The sequence below is a fragment of the Butyrivibrio sp. FCS014 genome (assembly GCF_000526935.1).
Classification (GTDB): Bacteria; Bacillota; Clostridia; order Lachnospirales; family Lachnospiraceae; genus Butyrivibrio.
This window is the reverse complement of record NZ_JAHA01000019.1, coordinates 770533-787424: the sequence shown is the minus strand read 5'-3', so window position 1 is coordinate 787424 and position 16892 is coordinate 770533. Positions and strand designations below refer to the sequence as shown.

The window sequence follows — 16892 nt, the reverse complement described above, 5'->3', positions numbered from 1 at the left end:
GTCCCTCTTTTATTGCTGAAGAACAGATCAGCGGTAGGTATCCACTGTGATATTATCAAGATCTGCGTCTTTGGTCTCTTTAACCTTAAGCAGCAGAATGATAAGGGAAAGAGCCATGAAGGGCAGGCAGATGATCATGAAAAGAATGTCCATGGGCATGAAGTTCTGACAGATGATAAACAGCGCCTGTCCCAGGAACATTCCGCCTCCTATGAGGACTGAAATGGTACCCATGACAGAGGAACGCATGCCTGAGGGTGACGACTCCGCGGGCATTGTCAGGATCAGTGTATCGGACATGGACCAAAGGCCTCCGATGGAGCAGCCATAGGCTATGCCTGCAGCGATGGGGCCAAGATGCAGACGGCAGGAGAGCACGAAGGCCAGAAGGCCGAAAATGGCAAGGCTCCCCAGGATGAGACAGACTTTTTTGCGGCCCAGCTTATCAGAGAAAAAGCCGCTTAAGATGGTGATAAGTCCGTTAAAGAAGGGATATATCACCAGTGCGGTGGCCACCATCTCTGTGGACATGGCTCCTTCCAGGACCGTTGCATAATATGAAGTGTAAAAGGTAGTTGCAAAGAATATAAAGCCTGCGATCAGGATCCAGCGAAGCTGCCTGTTGGTAAAGATGAATTTTATGGCCTTGAAAACACCGCCGTCTTCTGAAGTGCCGGCAGCTTTGTCCTCTTTCTTCTTCTGCTCACGTTCCTCACTGCTAAGAGACAAATAGCCGATACGCTGCTCCAGGAAGACAGGAGTTTCCCGCATGAAGAAATAGGAAAGACCTCCGATCACAAGAGCCGAGATTACCGGGATCAGATATACCATTCGCCAGCTTGAAGGCACGGTTTCCTTAAGAAACATCCTTGAGAAGACACCGATCAGGGAAACACTCACCAGTGCAATGCCCTTTGCAACAAAGCTGTAGGTAGCTCTCTTTTCCTTGGGCGCGGTCTCCATGATATAAAGAACCTGCATGTCATTTGGAGTAAAGAACATCATAAAGAGCATTCCCAGAATATACCAGACAACATTCTGAGCAGTCATTACGATGCACATTCCAAGGCCCATTCCGATGGTATTGAGCATGAGAAAGAGCTTGCGGCCGTATTTGTCAGAAAGTGCCTTGTAAAAAGGTGTTATAATAAGCAGAAAATTGGAAAAGACCTGGATGGGAGCCACTACGTTGAAGGCATTGGTGTACTCCTGTGAATTGACGTTTCTTGAAGTGATGTTAAAAAGATCGAACAGCACATAGGGCTGCATCGCCGAGTTCATGTTTGAAGTGATCTCATCTACTATATAAATGATGGTGAGCACTATCATAGCCAGTCCTATGTAATGGATAGGCTTCCTTCTTGCAGACTCCGCCTGCAGTTTTGCCAGCTGTCGCTGTTCCTTTTCATTGGTTGTCATTGCTTTCCCCTCCCCCGAATATCTTTTGACCGTAATATTATATCACAAAAAGATGTTGACAGTTCTTTTTCCATGTGTTATCTTATACCAGTATTTGAGAACAAAGCAGAGTATCCACTCTCACCCTGCGGCGACGCTGGCAGCGGTTAATATCTCTTCAAATCTTCCCCGTAAGGGATGGATTGATTGTGAGAAGATTTAGTGGATACATGCGTGTATCCACTTTTTTTGCAATGTTTACGGAGGGTAAGGCAATTAGCGATTTATTCATTAACGATCAGATCAGAGCTAAGGAAGTTCGTGTGATTGGTCCGGAAGGTGACCAGCTCGGGGTTATGTCCATTCAGGACGCAAGGAAGATAGCAGAGGATGAGGGTGTAGATCTTGTTATGATCGCTCCCACAGCGAAGCCCCCTGTGTGCAGAGTTGTTGATTACGGCAAGTTCAAGTATGAGCAGCTGCGCAAGGAGAAGGAAGCCCGCAAGAAGCAGAAGACTGTTGAGATCAAGGAAATCAGACTTTCTCCCAACATCGATACCAACGATCTTAATACCAAGGTTAATGCGGCCAAGAAGTTCCTTGAGAAAGGCAACCGCGTTAAGATCACACTTCGTTTCCGTGGTCGTGAGATGGCTCACATGGGCGCAAGCGTACATATCCTTACGGATTTCGCCGATGCACTTTCAGATGTGGCCGTTGTTGAGAAGGCACCTAAGGTTGAGGGACGCAGTATGACAATGTTCCTTGCCGAGAAGAAAAACTGATCATTAGCCGTTTGGTTAAAGATAAATATGATATAGGTTAATACAGAGCAATCCGTATATCATACAATGAAAACATTTATTTAACAGGAGGAACAAGCAATGCTGAAGATGAAGACAAAGAGAGCAGCTGCCAAGAGATTCAAGGTTACAGGCACAGGCAAGCTCATGAGAAACAAAGCGTATAAGCGCCACATTCTTACAAAGAAGTCCACAAAGAGAAAGAGAAATCTCAGACATGCCGGACTTGTTGACGCAACAAACGTTAAGACAATGAAGCAGATTCTGCCTTACGCTTAATTTCAATCAGGCAGAAACACTGTTCGGTAATTTGATTATTTTAGGAGGATTTTAAAATGGCAAGAGTAAAAGGCGCATTAAATGCCAAGAAGAAGCACAATAGAGTACTTAAGCTCGCTAAGGGCTACAGAGGAGCAAGATCAAAGCAGTACAGAGTTGCTAAGCAGTCTGTTATGAGAGCACTTACTTCTGCATTCGCAGGACGTAAGCAGAAGAAGAGGGATATGAGATCTCTCTGGATCACACGTATCAACGCTGCAGCTCGTATCAACGGCCTTTCATACAGCAACATGATGCACGGCCTTAAGCTTGCAGGTGTAGATATCAACCGCAAGATGCTTGCTGAGCTGGCTGTTAACGATCCCGACGGATTCAAGACACTTGCTGAGCTTGCAAAAGCTAAGATTGCATAATAATCGCGTAAACTAAAGTTGTAAAAATAGTTTCCGAGTAGTAAAATAGAGGAGTCTAAGGTAATACTTAGACTCCTATTTGTGTGCTTAAAATGTTTAAGATAAAGCGAGGACAAAAATATGGCTCTTGAAAATTTGCAGCCCCGAGAGGTATTTCATTATTTTGAGGAGATCTGCAGGATCCCTCATGGTTCAGGTAATCTTCAGAAGATAAGCGACTATCTTGTCTCTTTTGCCAAAGAGAGAAATCTTGAGGTTACTCAGGATGAGGAGCTCAATGTCATCATCAAAGCTCCCGGAACAGCAGGCTACGAGGACAAGGCCCCTGTGATCCTTCAGGGACACATGGATATGGTTGCGGTTTCCGACAAAGCCACGGACATCGATATGAAGACCGACGGCCTTGATGTTACAACAGACGGAGAATATGTATGGGCCAACGGCACCAGTCTTGGAGGAGATGACGGAATCGCTGTGGCTTACAGCCTGGCTCTTCTTGATTCCAAGGATATCCCTCATCCGCCTCTTGAGGTAGTAATCACCACCAACGAGGAGACCGGAATGTTCGGTGCTGCAGCCATCGACCTTTCATCCCTTAAGGGAAAGACCATGATCAACCTGGACAACGAGGAAGAGGGCGTGTTCATCACAAGCTGCGCAGGCGGAGCAAGGATCTACTCACACCTTCCTGTTAAGAGACAGGCCTTCGCAGGAGTTAAGGTGCTTGTTGAGGTTGGCGGCTTAAAGGGCGGCCACTCAGGAGAGATGATAAAGTACGGCAGGGGCAATGCCAACATTATTGCTGCAAGAGCGCTTCTTGAAGCTGCCGGGGATGCCGATTTCAGGATCATTGATATTAAGGGCGGCGTTGCTGACAATGCCATTCCTGCTTCTGCTACAGCAGAGGTAGTGGTTGCCGGGGACGATACAGAGAAATTTGCAGAAAGCATTGCAAAGACCCTTGCAGCCGTAAAGGGCGAGCTTGAGGTAAAAGATCCTGATGTGACAATAAAGGTTACTAAAGAGAGCGAGCAGGAGGCTCTTGCAATCTCCAATGAGGACGGCAAAAAGGCCCTTGAGCTTATCAATGTTATGCCGGACGGAGCTCAGGCCATGAGCGCATCTGTTGAGGGACTGGTTGAGACCTCATTAAATCTTGGAGTTCTCACAACAAGCGAGGATGAGATCGTTCTTGAGCAGTCCGTAAGAAGCAGCGTTGAGACTTCCAAGGATTATCTTCTTAGAAAGCTTATCATTCTTGCAGAGAGCTTTGGTGCAACCACCAGCATCAGCGGCAAGTATCCCGGCTGGAAGTTCAACCCAAACTCAGCTCTTCGCGAGCACATGGTTGAAGTGTACAGAAAAATGTACGGAAGGGATCCCAAGGTTGAGGCTATCCACGCAGGCCTTGAGTGCGGAATCTTAAGCGAGAAGATCGAAGGCCTTGACTGCATTTCAATAGGCCCCGACATGCTTGACATCCACTCACCGAAGGAGAAACTGTCGGTTAAGTCAACAGCCAACGTATGGGATTATCTCAAAGAAGTATTGAAGTAATATCATTGGGGAATGGAAGAGGTTAATGGGAAACCAGGAGGGTTAACAATGGGTAGTGTAAGACAGAGCATCATGGATGCGGTCATAAGTCAGTTCAATCAGAAGGGAATGAAGTTCACCATGGACGATGTGTCCAGGGAGCTTCACATCAGCAAGAAGACCATTTACAAGGAGTTCAACGACAAGGACGAACTGTTTTTGGCAACTGTTGATTACGGTTTTTCTGCTCTCAAGGAAAAAGAGGCAGAGATTCTGGCGGACGATTCCCTTGATATAGTGGAAAAGCTTTCCAGGGTTATCGTGTGTCTTCCCGATAACTACAGGAACATCGATTTCAGAAAGGTCTATCAGCTGAGGGACAAATACCCTGCCATATACAACAGGGTAGCCGAGAGGGTGGAGAGTGACTGGGATGCCACCGAGAAACTGATGAAGCAGGCAATAGACGAGGGGTATATCCGTGATGTTCCCATCGAGGTGATAAAGCTCACCATTGAGGGGGCCATTGAGAAGTTCCTCAGTACCGAGAGCCTCTCAAAGACGGACCTGACCTACGAGGAATCCCTTAATACAATGATCGATATCGTCATCAACGGTATCAGAACTGACAGAATGTGATGGAGGATGGGCTATGATATACTCTGACGGAAATATATTCCTTTTACAGACCGCTAATGTTTCTTACATGTTCAGAAAGCTTGATTCGGGGCATTTAGAGCACCTTCATTTCGGAGGATCACTCTTTTCCCGTGACAAATATGAGAAGATCAGGGACGAGATCGATCTTGAGACTCAGGACAAGGAGCTTATCGACAATATAGTAAAAGCCATTGCGCCCAAGCACAGCTTCGGCGGCGGAAATATGAACTATTACTCCGATGAGCATCCCCAGGTTTTCCTTGAGCAGCTTGGGCTTGAGATGTCGAGCTTTGGTAAGGGCGATATAAGAGATCCCATGGTTGAGCTGACCTACGCTGACGGCAGCAATACCGTGGATTTCCTGTTCTACGACTATGAGATCAGAAAGGGAAAAGAGCTGCTTAAGACCCTTCCTTCATCCTATGACGATACGGACAGTGCGCAGCAGCTTATTGTAAAGCTTTCCCACAAGGCCTACGGCACAAGGCTTGACCTTATCTATTCCGTATTCCCGGACTGCGACGTAATCACAAGAAGCGCAGTTATTTACAATGACAGCGATGCTGATGTGAGAGTTGAAAGGCTCCTGAGTACATCGGTTGATTTCTACGAGACAGGCCTTAAGTTCACTTCCTTCCACGGAAGATGGGCCTATGAGATGAGCAGATCCGAGATGATCTGCAAAGCAGGCAAGGCTACATGCGAAGAGCTGGCGGCAGGGGAATCCGGATCAAGATCCAATCCTTTTGTTATAGTAAGTGAGGCAGACGCCGCAGAGAATACCGGCGAGTGCTTCGGCTTTAACCTTATTTACAGCGGCAATCATTACGAAGCGCTTTCTTCCACAGGCTCCTTTAACAGCCGCTTTGTATCCGGCATTCAGCCCACAGGCTTTAGCTGGGTTCTTGGAAAGGGAGAGTGCCTTGAGGCTCCCGAAGCTGTAATGGCCTTCTCTGAGGATGGCTTTAACGGTATGAGCCGCAATATGCATGAGTTCGTAAGAAAACACGTTGTCCGCGGCACCTGGAGAGACAAGGCCCGTCCCATCCTTATCAACAGCTGGGAGGCCAACTACTTTAACTTTACGCAGGGGTCACTTCTTAAGCTGGCAAAGGAGGCCAAGGACTGCGGCATAGAGCTGTTTGTCATGGACGATGGCTGGTTTGGCGTGCGCAACGATGACCATCGTTCTCTTGGCGACTGGTACGAGAACAAGAAGAAGCTCCCCGGCGGGTTAAAAGAGCTGGCGGATAAGATCGACTCTCTTGGCATGATGTTCGGTGTATGGGTGGAGCCGGAGATGGTCAACGAGGACAGTGACCTTTACAGGGCGCATCCCGATTGGGCTGTACAGATCCCGGGGCAGCCACATTCCAAGGGAAGATTTCAGATGAACCTTGACCTTACAAGGACTGAGGTTCAGGACTATATCATAGATTCCATGAAGAGGGTCTTTTCCGCAGGGAAGATATCTTACGTTAAATGGGATATGAACAGGATCTTCTCAGACAGATATTCAGCATCTTTGGCCCCTGACAGGCAGGGCGAGTTTCAGCACAGATATTACCTTGGACTTTACAGGGTTATGAAGGAGCTCACCGAGAGCTTCCCTGACATTCTCTTTGAGGGATGCTCTGCAGGCGGCAACAGATTCGATCTTGGTATCCTTTCATACTTCCCTCAGATCTGGGGAAGCGATGACACGGATGCCTTCTGCAGACTTGATATTCAGAGGGGCTACAGCTACGGTTACCCCGCAAGCACAGTAGGAGCCCATGTTTCGGCATGCCCCAACCATCAGACTCTCAACAATGTCTCACTTGAGACCAGGTTCGAGATCGCGGCAGCAGGCTGCTTTGGCTATGAGCTGAATCTGTGCGACATGAATGACGGTGACAAGAAGATCATTGCCGACCAGGTGGAGTTCTACAAGAAGTGGAGAGAAGTGTTCCAGTTTGGCGATTACTACAGACTCCCCGACGACGGATACATGATCGTCTCAAGAGACAGGAAAAGAGCTGTTGCCTTTGCAGTGGAGAGATGTGCAAAGCCCAACAACGACTACAGATGTATCAAGGCTAAGGGACTTGATGATGGCAAGGTCTATAATGTTGCCAACAGAGTTGTGCCTCTTAGCGTCCTTGACTTCGGAAGTCTTGTTAATACCATGGCTCCCGTACATGTTAAGCAGGACGGCATAATACATCACATAATCGATAAATTCACAAACTTTAACGGTGAGAAACAGGTTGATGTGGCCACCGGTGCTGCACTTTCAAAGCGCGGCCTTACCCTCAATTCCTCCTTTGCCGGCACAGGCTATAACGGGGATGTCAGGATCATGAGAACCGGCGATACAAGACTGTATCTTTTCGAAGAAGCATAAGAATTTGGAAAAACAATAAATAAAACGGGCATTTGGCTTTGGATTACCTTAATGCGGCAGTCCTAAGTCAAATGCCCTTTTTGTTTTGGGTTAAACACCCCTTTTTGGAACGGGAGGGGCGAGGGTTTATTTCATTAAGCGTTTATTTCATCAGTCGCTGTAGCTTACATCCATATTTGCGATGACCGAGTACTCGGGATACGCCTCTGACACAGCCTTTATGGCATTGTCGAAGATTTCTTTCTTATTGGGTACAAAGTCGATCACAAGGTCGAACCTGATATTCTTTCTGTCAAAGTCTATGAAGAATCCATGCATCTGAAGAACCGAATCAAAGCCTGAAACAATTGCGGATACCTTGTTGCGAACCTCGATGATATTTTCGTCCTTGGTGTTTACAGAGTAGATTCCGATGGAGATGATGGACACGTTGTGTTCGTTATAGACTCTGTCCTGGATCTCACGGGTTATCTCATCAATTTTGTCAGCGGTGAAGGTGTCGGGAATCTCGATGTGCACCGAAGCCATTACCCTGTCCGGACCGTAGTCGCTGAAGATCAGGTCATAGGCGCCCTGAACGCCTTCAATCTCGGTGATTGTCTTCTTGACTGCCTTGGAGGTTGCTGCATCGATTCTCTCGCCCAGGATCTCGCTGATGGTGTCCCTAAGCATTTCCAGAGCTGATTTGATCATTACGATTGCGATGATGGCTGCCAGATACGCCTCAACGGAAACCTTTGAAAGGACGAAGATTATGGCTGCCACAAGGGTTGCAAGGGAGATGATGGAATCAAATTTAGCATCCTTGCCGGAAGCTACCAGTGACTCTGAGGATACGCGCTTTCCGGTATTGACAAAGAACTGACCAAGAAGGAGCTTTACCACAACGGCCACAGCCACGATGATAAGAGTTACAGCGCTGTAATTTGGAGTCTCCGGATTGAATATGGATTTTACGGATTCCACTAAAGCTGTGACACCTGCATATAGCACGATGATGGAGATGACCATGGCGCTTAAGTATTCAATCCTGCCGTATCCGTAGGGGTGCTTCTTGTCGGGAGCCTTGCCGGCCAGGGTGGTTCCTATGATGGTGATGACGGAGGACAGAGCGTCGCTTAAGTTGTTCACCGCATCCAGCACGATGGCTATAGATCCCGAGATCAATCCCACAACAAGCTTAAAGGCTGCCAGAAAACAGTTGGCAACAATTCCGATGATGCTGGTTCTGATGATGGTTTTACCGCGAAGTGATTGTTTTGACTCTTCAGACATATCGTTTTCCTTTCGGCTACCTGACCCCACAGGGATCAGGATTTGTACCATAAAACACGAAGTTGTGATAATATTAATTTGTATGATTATGTATAAATATTATTATTTTATGAGGGTCATATGAAGAAAAAAAGTGCCAGAGCCGGTCTGATCGCCTTTGTGGTCACATTGGTCATAACTACTGTGATTGCTATATTTTACCTTAACAATGCGGCAAGTTCAAGGAGAGAGCGCGCCAAGTTTATGGCGGACACCTACGGACAGAGCATTGAGGCGGAGATTGCCGCCAGGGAATATATCACAAGGATGCTCGAGATCAAGATACAGGAGAGTAAGGGCAATATCACGGGAGAGCAGTTCCGCATCATAGCGGAGGAGTTGTTCGATGATTTCATTGATATAACCGACATCTCTCTTGCTCCCGATGGAATAGTGAGCTTCAAGTATCCGCTTACAGGAGGCCTTGCGGACAGAGAAAATCTCTTTTCCGACAATGTCCAGGGTGTTTATGCGGATTACAGCAAAATGTCGGGCGCTTCGATCCTGATCGCTCCTGCTATCATGGATGACGGCAGCTACGGCATTATCATAAGACGGCCCGTATACACCTCGGAGGAAGCATCTGAGGAGTCCTTCTGGGGCTTTGTATCCGTGACTCTTGATCTTTCAAGGTTCCTAAAGGCTGTTTCCATCGAGAATCTGGCCCAGGGCGGATATGAATACAAGCTCATCGGCAACAATCCCATAACCGGTGAGAAACGCCTTATCATGGAACACTCGGACAGAGAGCTGGCTACACCCGTCGAGTCCATGATCAGTACCGTAAAGGGCGGATACTGGATCATAAGGATCTCTCCGGAAGCAGGATGGATGAATCCTGTGGAACTTGTGGGAGCCCTGGCTATAGCCATTCTTTTCAGCGCTCTGGCAGCATTTGCGGCTTCGGCTTACATGTCGATGCTTGCCAATGCCAAGGAACTGGAGGTCATGTCCTACAGGGATTCACTTACAAACCTCTACAATCCCAGAAGCTATCACGAGCACATGGACGATCTTTCCAAGAAGAAGCTCCCTTACGGCCTTATCTTCATGGATCTTAACGACTTCAAGATGGTCAATGATACCATGGGCCATGATGTGGGTGATTCCCTTCTTAACATCGTTGCCAAGAGACTTCAGAACAGCATAAGGGAGAAGGACAGAGCCTTCCGTATCGGCGGAGACGAGTTCGTGGTTGTTATCCACGGCGTACACGACAAGCAATTCTATGAGGGTGTTATCGATAGAATGAGGAATAATGTTGCCAGGGAAGTTGTAATCGGCGAGCACAAGCTGAATGTTTCCATCAGTGCCGGCTTTGCAAGATGCCCTGAGGACGGAGCAAAGTTTGAAGACGTTGTCAAAGTAGCGGACGACGCAATGTATCACAACAAGAGAGCGATGAAGGCAAAACGCGCTGCAATGGGCATCAAATCTGCCCGGGATTCTCAGTAGGGGGCTGATTATCCGGTTCTTTTGCCAAATAACAAGTACGGAGAAAGAAGAAAATGGCGGGAGGAAGTTTCGACACAATCAACAGGATCTTTGATACCTTTGCGGTAACTTCAAGGAGCCGATATGTCTATGTCTACGACATGGAGAAGAACATAGCCAGATGGTCACCCAATGCGGTGGACTATTTCGGACTTACGGGAGAGTACATCTACAACGCCTCGTCGGTGTGGGAGACAAGACTCCATCCCGATGACAGGGACAAGTTTGCGGAGTACACCAGCGTAGTATATTCGGGAAAAAAGGTCGATCCCAACTTTGAATACAGAGCCAAGAACAAGAACGGTGAATATGTCATCTGCTCCTGCAGAGGCGTGGTCATCAAGGACTATGCCGGCAAACCCGTTTTTTATGCCTGCTCCATAATCAATAAGGGTATCGTGGACAATAATGACCCGATAACTCTTTTGCCCAATCAGTACGAGATGCTCAATTACATGAGACAGCTCAAGAACAGGAAAAGAGAGTATACCATCCTGATGATCAATTTCCTGGATTTCGGTGATGTTAACAGGCGTCTTGGATATATGACCGGTAACAACATCTTAAGGATCACCGCCACAAGGCTGGTGGAGGAAGGCAAGAATACCGGCCGTGCCTTCAGAGGCGATGGCACCGCCCTGGCGTTTATCAGCGAGACCATGGACCCCGAGGATGTGAAAAAACTCTACGGCAGAATGAGGGCCTTCACCAGAGATTCCATCCAGATCTCCGGCAACAAGATCGGAGCCGAGATCGCAGGCGGACTTATCATTGCCAACGATTACAATGTTGATGAGCATACCATCTATACCAGCGCCAGGTATGCGCTGGATTATTCCAAGAATCACAAGCACGGAAATCTTATCATCTTCCACAATGACGAGCTTGAGAACAACAAGAGCAGCATTGAGCTGGTGGATGAAGTAAGACGGTGCGTCATCAACGGTTTTGAGGGATTCCATCTTGAGTACCAGCCCATTGTATCCGCCCTGGACGGAAGGCTTGTGGGAATGGAAGTGTTTGTAAGATGGAGCAAGGCTCCCTACGGAGAGGTTTCTCCCTCGGAGTTTATTCCATGGCTTGAACAGGACCAGGTATTCTATTCCCTTGGAAACTGGATCCTTGAGAATGCGCTGAAGGATGCCCTGGAGATAAGGAAAGCCAACAGAGATTTTTATCTGTCGGTAAACCTTGCCTTCATGCAGCTTGAAAAATCAGAGTTCAGAACAACTCTTCTGGAGATCTTAAGAAAGACCGGCTATCCCGCAACGGGTCTCTGCCTTGAGATGACCAGCAGCAGCCGTCAGATGGGTATTGAACACTTAAAGAGTCAGGTGGAATTCATCAAGTCCTGCGGCATCAAGGTTGGTATCGATGCTGTAGACTTCGCATCCCTTGACTATGTAAGGCATCTGCCCGTCGACCTTGTAAATCTCGTGCCTTCCCTTACGGGAGGTATGGCAGATAACCTGGCTTCAAAGTATATGATCGAAGCCATTACCTCTTTTACCCACAGACTGGGTATCAGGACCTGCTTCACAGGCATTGAGGATGCCGACACGGAGAAGCTGGCCAAGCAGTATCCGATATCAGACCTCATGGGCTACTTCTACGGTCGCCCCTGCAGGATTGAGGATTTCAAGAATCTGGCTCTTTACAGAAATATGCCAAAGATAACAGCGTAACCGGAGGAACTGATGAGCAGAATGTTTCGATACATTCCAAATGAAGATGTGGTCAAGTCCTTCCTTGAGCTCAAAGACAGCGTGCTTAAGGAAAGGCCTGTGGTCATTGCGCGCCACGGTGACTACACCCTGTTCCTTAAGCGGATTTCGGAAAAAGAGCTGGGATTAACCATAGAGAATACCGTAAAGCACAAGGTCTGTCAGGACAGGTCCTACGATGTGGAGAAGACCTCCAATGAGATCGTGGCAAGGGGCGTTCGGCATGCCTGCCAGAAGATGGCTGAGCTTTGCGATGCGGATGTGAACAGAAGACGTCTTCAGATCTGGAAGTGGTATATCATGGACTGGCAGCAGACCGTTGGCCAGGACGCCAAGACACTGATGGAAAAAGAGCTGACCTGGAACGAGGATGGTACCGAGACCGAAAATGAAGTGATGGACATTGAGGCGTATCTCCACGGAGATTACCTGAATATGGGCCATACACTGGGACTTATAGAGAAATACCTTGCAAAGGATAAGGAGCACCTGGAGGTGTTCAGGAATTTCGCCATAGCTGACATTATGGAGATGACCGGCGAGGACACCAAAGACAGGTCTTTGGCCCTTGCGGAGGAGCAGCGCGCCAGAGAGGGAATGAAGAAGCACACCTATCAGTTTACAGTGAGCGTAGAGGCCACGGACAAGGAACATGCAAGGCAGGCCCTTCTAAGCTATCTTGCGGGAGATGACAGAATTAGTATCCAAAAATAAAATTCAAAAAATCTATAAACTTTTGAAAGAATATTTCATAGTTTTTTAATGATTTACCATACCAAAGCGGTGCTATAATGATTTCATTATAAAACTTCTTATGAGACGGAGGAATTGCATAATGAGACGTTCCGCTAAGGTTAGACAGGGCATGAGCCAGAGTTGTATCGAGATCATGGCTGATGCTATTAAGGCAAAGGAGCAGAACCTGTCATATGGCAAGTTTAAGGCTCTGGATCTTCTGGGAGCAGGAAGCATGCTTGATATGGAAACCGAGTCAGGATACGAGGTCCACAATGCTACACTGGTGCGCAGAACACAGCAGCACGAGGAGAGGAAAGCAGTAGCTTTCGTCAAGATAAGAGCTTAAGGTCTCTAAGAAACAACTAAATATTGAGGAATGGATACTAAGGGACATGGCCGTTTGGCACATGTCCCTTTTTTCTGTTAGAATACCATTGAAATTTTAATTCAGGAGGAAGACGTGGTTTTATTTTTTGATATAGACGGAACGATATGGGATTACAAAAATGACATTCCGGACAGCACCATAGAGGGCATAAGAAGAGCAAGGGCCAACGGGCATCAGTGCTTCTTGAACTCCGGAAGGGCAAGGGCTTTCATACACAATGAGAAGCTCCTTGGAATCGGCTTTGACGGCATTGTATCTGCCTGCGGCACCAGGATAGAGCACGAGGGCAAGGTCATTTACAACAGGCTTGTGGAGAAGGATGATGCCATAAGGACGGTGGAGACCGTAAGAAAGTACGGTTTTAAGCCCATTCTCGAAGGACACACCTATCTTTACATGGAGCCGGAGGACTTTCTTGGAGATATGTTCGGCGAGAAGGTCATCCGCGAGATGGGAGATAAGCTTCGGGGCATCGATGACTGCTGGGGAGAGTGGGAGATGCACAAGCTCTCCTGCGCAACAGAGGTACCGGAAGAGGACAGATTAAAGTGCTTTGATGAGCTGTCCGATATCTACGACCTTATGATCCACGATACCAGGGTGGTTGAGATGGTACCCAGGGGCTTTAACAAGGGCACAGGCATAGAGAAGGTCTGCGAGCTTCTTGGGGAGGATGTCAAGAACACCTTTGCCTTTGGAGACAGCATCAACGACAAGGAGATGCTCCTGACTGCGGGAGTTGGTGTGGCCATGGGAAACAGCAGAGGAAACACCAGGGATTTTGCGGATTATGTCACCGACGATCTTTATAATGACGGCATCTATAAAGCACTTAAACATTTCGGGTTAATCTAGTAAAATAGATATGTAGCGGCTTTTCATTACAGGATGAGGAGAATTGAATATGGATGTTAAGGAACTGATTTCGAAAATGACACTTCAGGAGAAGGCATCTTTACTGTCCGGAGCGGACTTCTGGCACACCAAAGCTGTGGAGAGGCTTGGACTTAAGGCCTTTATGATGTGCGACGGCCCCAATGGTCTTCGTAAGCAGGAGGGAGTTACCGACCACCTGGGCCTTAACGAGAGCATTAAGACCGTGTGCTATCCCACAGCCAGCTCCGTGGCGTCGAGTTTTGATACGGACATGGCAAAAGAACTGGGAGAGAGGCTTGGAGACGAATGCGTCCGGGAGGATATAGCTATGCTCCTGGGCCCCGGAATCAACATGAAGAGAAGTCCTGTCTGCGGCAGGAACTTTGAGTATTATTCAGAGGATCCCTATCTTGCAGGCAAGATTGCGGCATCATATATAAACGGCCTGCAGTCCAAGGGCGTATGCGCCTGCCCCAAGCACTATGCGGCCAACAATCAGGAATACAGAAGGATGAGCGGAAGCTCTATGGTGGATGAGAGGACTCTTCACGAGATCTATCTCAAAGCCTTTGAGGTAGTGGTGAAGGAAGCCCGCCCCAAGTCCATCATGTGCTCTTACAATCAGCTTAACGGAACATATCTTTCAGAGAATAAATATATGCTCACAGATGTCCTCAGGGACAAATGGGGCTTTGATGGCTTCGTTGTCACCGACTGGGGCGCAGTAAAGGGCCCGGTTAAAGGCGTTGAGGCAGGGCTTAGCCTTGCGATGCCCGGTGGAAGCGATGACCATGAGAAGACCATCATCGCTGCGGTTGAGGACGGAACCCTTGAAGAGTCAAAGGTAGACCGCATGGTGGAGTATCTTCTTGAGGCGCTTCTGTGGTCAGAGGAGTCAAGGGCTAAGGATGCCCGTCCCTCTGATGATGCCACAAGAAAGTCAGACTACGAATTTGCAAGAAAGCTCTCAGAGGAGAGTGCTGTACTTCTTAAGAACGAGCGAAGGGCTCTGCCCATAAGAGATGATGCCAAGGTTCTTTTCGTTGGCGAGTTTGCAAATAAGCCCAGATATCAGGGTTCAGGTTCATCCCATATCAACAGCGCCTATGTCTCAAACGCTTTAGATGCAGCTTCGGGAAAAGATGTTTCTTTTGCCCGGGGGTATGATACAAAGGATGCCGGCGCGAGCTTAAGGCTTCGCGAGGAAGCAGTGGAAGCTGCCGCAGATTGCGACGTTATCGTTATCTTCGCAGGACTTCCCGCATCCTACGAGTCCGAGGGCTTTGACAGGAAAGACATCAATCTTCCGCCTGAACAGGATAAGCTTATCATGGAGCTTTCCCGGCTTGGTAAGAAGACCGTTGTAGTTATGCATAACGGCGCTCCGGTGGCTATGCCCTGGATCGACATGGTGGATGCTGTCCTTGACGTGCAGCTTGGAGGCGACGGCGTGGGAGAGGCCACGGTAAGGCTTCTCTACGGCGAGGTGAACCCCTCCGGCAAACTGGCGGAGACCTATCCCCTTAAGCTTTCCGATAACCCCAGCTACCTGAACTTCCCGGGAGACAAGGGGAATCCCGTTTATGCGGAAGGAATCTACATCGGCTACAGATACTACGAGAAGAAGCACATGCCGGTTCTTTTCCCCTTCGGACACGGCCTTAGCTATACCGAGTTTGAGTACTCCAATTTCAAGGTCAGCGCCGATAGCATCACCGACAAGGATAAGCTTGAAGTCAGCGTTGATGTATGGAACGTTGGCCGCTATCCGGGAAAAGAGGCAGTGCAGCTGTATGTAAGCTGTGATAACGGCAAAGCGTCAAGGCCCATGAAAGAACTTAAGGGCTTTAAGAAAGTGGAGCTTAAGCCCGGTGAAATAAAGACCGTGACCTTTACTCTTGATGCTGACTCTTTTGCCTACTACAACACGGACATCCATGATTTCTATGTGGAGAGCGGAGAGTACACCGTTATGGTGGGATCTTCCTCCTCAGACATAAGGCACGCAGAGAAGATTGCGGTTGAGGGCACGGTAAAGCTGCCTCTTAATCTGACACCTTACACGCCTATCGGAGAAATCCTTGAGAATGAGACAGGAGCTAAGATCTTAGGGCCTTATATGCAGGCTATGGGCAACGCAGATTCCGGGGAAGCCGGGGATGCACTGGGCGAAGGAGGAGATGAGATGATGAAGGCCATGCTCCTTGAAATGCCCATAACAGCACTGGTGGGCTTTGGAGTTATAGATTCTCAGACACTTGAAGGACTTTTGAAACAGCTTAACGGATGAGCGACATTTTAGATTTGGAGGGAGTTATGGCAAAGACAGGAATATTTCTTGCGGATGGTTTTGAGGAGATCGAGGCACTGACAGTGGTTGATCTCTTAAGAAGGGCGGGGATCGAAATAACCATGTTTTCCATCATGGAAAAAAAGGCTGTTACAGGATCCCACGGCATCGAAGTGGCAGCGGATGCGCTGCTTGAGGACTGCGATTTTGACGGACTTGATATGGTGATACTTCCCGGTGGACAGCCCGGCACCACAAACCTTTATAACTGCGCGCCTCTTACAGAGGCTTTAAAGGCCTTTAACGGGGCCGGAAAGACTCTTGCGGCTATTTGTGCAGCGCCTACCGTATACGGGCGTTTAGGGCTTTTAAAGGGCAAAAAAGCCTGCTGCTACCCGGGATGCGAAGGTGACCTGGAGGGTGCAGATGTTCAGACCACAGAGGTTACTGTGTGTGACAACTTCATCACCAGCCGTGGAATGGGAACGGCAATACCCTTCGGCCTTGCGATGATAGAGCATTATCAGGGCAAGGAAGCGGCAGAGGAAATGGGCCGCAAGATAGTATACAGACAGTAAAGTGATGACTTTTTT

General features: G+C 48.2%; 15 protein-coding genes. 13 read left to right on the top strand and 2 right to left on the bottom strand.

All coding sequences use genetic code 11. The features are described 5' to 3' along the window. Positions 1–27 precede the first annotated feature (27 nt). Complete coding sequence (locus T456_RS0116340) at positions 28–1419, bottom strand: MFS transporter (RefSeq protein WP_024867084.1); 1392 nt, start codon at positions 1417–1419, stop codon at positions 28–30. A 233-nt stretch (positions 1420–1652) separates the two neighbouring features. On the opposite strand from T456_RS0116340, the gene infC reads away from it, so the two are divergent. The 6 genes from infC to T456_RS0116310 all read left to right on the top strand — a co-directional run bounded on the left by infC (position 1653) and on the right by T456_RS0116310 (position 7475). After that, complete coding sequence (gene infC, locus T456_RS0116335) at positions 1653–2183, top strand: translation initiation factor IF-3 (protein ID WP_051465063.1); 531 nt, start codon at positions 1653–1655, stop codon at positions 2181–2183. Between the two features lie 99 nt (positions 2184–2282). Continuing rightward, positions 2283–2480, top strand: coding sequence for a 50S ribosomal protein L35 (gene rpmI / locus T456_RS0116330; RefSeq protein WP_022764511.1), 198 nt, complete (start codon positions 2283–2285; stop codon positions 2478–2480). 56 nt (positions 2481–2536) lie between these two features. After that, a complete protein-coding gene (rplT, locus tag T456_RS0116325) occupies positions 2537–2893 on the top strand; it encodes a 50S ribosomal protein L20 (RefSeq protein WP_024867082.1) in 357 nt (118 codons plus the stop codon). A 120-nt stretch (positions 2894–3013) separates the two neighbouring features. After that, positions 3014–4450 carry an aminoacyl-histidine dipeptidase gene (locus T456_RS0116320; protein ID WP_024867081.1) on the top strand — a complete coding sequence of 479 codons (1437 nt, stop codon included), beginning with the start codon at positions 3014–3016 and terminating at the stop codon, positions 4448–4450. A gap of 48 nt (positions 4451–4498) precedes the next feature. Then, on the top strand, positions 4499–5068 hold the full coding sequence (locus T456_RS0116315; RefSeq protein ID WP_024867080.1) for a TetR/AcrR family transcriptional regulator: 570 nt from the start codon (positions 4499–4501) through the stop codon (positions 5066–5068). A 13-nt stretch (positions 5069–5081) separates the two neighbouring features. Beyond that, a complete protein-coding gene (locus T456_RS0116310) occupies positions 5082–7475 on the top strand; it encodes an alpha-galactosidase (protein ID WP_024867079.1) in 2394 nt (797 codons plus the stop codon). A gap of 150 nt (positions 7476–7625) precedes the next feature. On the opposite strand, the gene T456_RS0116305 is transcribed toward T456_RS0116310, so the two are convergent. Further along, positions 7626–8750 carry a cation diffusion facilitator family transporter gene (locus tag T456_RS0116305; protein WP_024867078.1) on the bottom strand — a complete coding sequence of 375 codons (1125 nt, stop codon included), beginning with the start codon at positions 8748–8750 and terminating at the stop codon, positions 7626–7628. 120 nt (positions 8751–8870) lie between these two features. On the opposite strand from T456_RS0116305, the gene T456_RS0116300 reads away from it, so the two are divergent. The 7 genes from T456_RS0116300 to T456_RS0116270 all read left to right on the top strand — a co-directional run bounded on the left by T456_RS0116300 (position 8871) and on the right by T456_RS0116270 (position 16877). After that, entirely contained in the window at positions 8871–10244 is a 1374-nt protein-coding gene (locus T456_RS0116300) for a diguanylate cyclase domain-containing protein (RefSeq protein ID WP_024867077.1), read from the top strand. 53 nt (positions 10245–10297) lie between these two features. Further along, on the top strand, positions 10298–11968 hold the full coding sequence (locus tag T456_RS0116295) for a sensor domain-containing phosphodiesterase (protein ID WP_024867076.1): 1671 nt from the start codon (positions 10298–10300) through the stop codon (positions 11966–11968). A 12-nt stretch (positions 11969–11980) separates the two neighbouring features. Then, a complete protein-coding gene (locus T456_RS0116290; protein WP_024867075.1) occupies positions 11981–12721 on the top strand; it encodes a hypothetical protein in 741 nt (246 codons plus the stop codon). Positions 12722–12842: 121 nt separating this feature from the next. Further along, on the top strand, positions 12843–13091 hold the full coding sequence (locus tag T456_RS0116285; RefSeq protein WP_024867074.1) for a hypothetical protein: 249 nt from the start codon (positions 12843–12845) through the stop codon (positions 13089–13091). Between the two features lie 114 nt (positions 13092–13205). Continuing rightward, a complete protein-coding gene (locus T456_RS0116280) occupies positions 13206–13988 on the top strand; it encodes an HAD family hydrolase (protein WP_024867073.1) in 783 nt (260 codons plus the stop codon). Positions 13989–14037: 49 nt separating this feature from the next. After that, on the top strand, positions 14038–16299 hold the full coding sequence (locus tag T456_RS0116275; protein WP_024867072.1) for a glycoside hydrolase family 3 C-terminal domain-containing protein: 2262 nt from the start codon (positions 14038–14040) through the stop codon (positions 16297–16299). Positions 16300–16325: 26 nt separating this feature from the next. Then, complete coding sequence (locus T456_RS0116270) at positions 16326–16877, top strand: DJ-1 family glyoxalase III (protein ID WP_024867071.1); 552 nt, start codon at positions 16326–16328, stop codon at positions 16875–16877. The last annotated feature ends 15 nt before the right edge of the window (positions 16878–16892 follow it).

Coding starts and splice junctions, on each gene's coding strand:
- rpmI (WP_022764511.1), top strand. CDS start 2,283: ATGCTGAAGATGAAGACAAAGAGAGCAGCTGCCAAGAGATTCAAGGTT.
- T456_RS0116340 (WP_024867084.1), bottom strand. CDS start 1,419: ATGACAACCAATGAAAAGGAACAGCGACAGCTGGCAAAACTGCAGGCG.
- T456_RS0116315 (WP_024867080.1), top strand. CDS start 4,499: ATGGGTAGTGTAAGACAGAGCATCATGGATGCGGTCATAAGTCAGTTC.
- T456_RS0116295 (WP_024867076.1), top strand. CDS start 10,298: ATGGCGGGAGGAAGTTTCGACACAATCAACAGGATCTTTGATACCTTT.
- T456_RS0116305 (WP_024867078.1), bottom strand. CDS start 8,750: ATGTCTGAAGAGTCAAAACAATCACTTCGCGGTAAAACCATCATCAGA.
- T456_RS0116285 (WP_024867074.1), top strand. CDS start 12,843: ATGAGACGTTCCGCTAAGGTTAGACAGGGCATGAGCCAGAGTTGTATC.
- infC (WP_051465063.1), top strand. CDS start 1,653: ATGTTTACGGAGGGTAAGGCAATTAGCGATTTATTCATTAACGATCAG.
- rplT (WP_024867082.1), top strand. CDS start 2,537: ATGGCAAGAGTAAAAGGCGCATTAAATGCCAAGAAGAAGCACAATAGA.
- T456_RS0116320 (WP_024867081.1), top strand. CDS start 3,014: ATGGCTCTTGAAAATTTGCAGCCCCGAGAGGTATTTCATTATTTTGAG.
- T456_RS0116275 (WP_024867072.1), top strand. CDS start 14,038: ATGGATGTTAAGGAACTGATTTCGAAAATGACACTTCAGGAGAAGGCA.
- T456_RS0116300 (WP_024867077.1), top strand. CDS start 8,871: ATGAAGAAAAAAAGTGCCAGAGCCGGTCTGATCGCCTTTGTGGTCACA.
- T456_RS0116290 (WP_024867075.1), top strand. CDS start 11,981: ATGAGCAGAATGTTTCGATACATTCCAAATGAAGATGTGGTCAAGTCC.
- T456_RS0116310 (WP_024867079.1), top strand. CDS start 5,082: ATGATATACTCTGACGGAAATATATTCCTTTTACAGACCGCTAATGTT.
- T456_RS0116270 (WP_024867071.1), top strand. CDS start 16,326: ATGGCAAAGACAGGAATATTTCTTGCGGATGGTTTTGAGGAGATCGAG.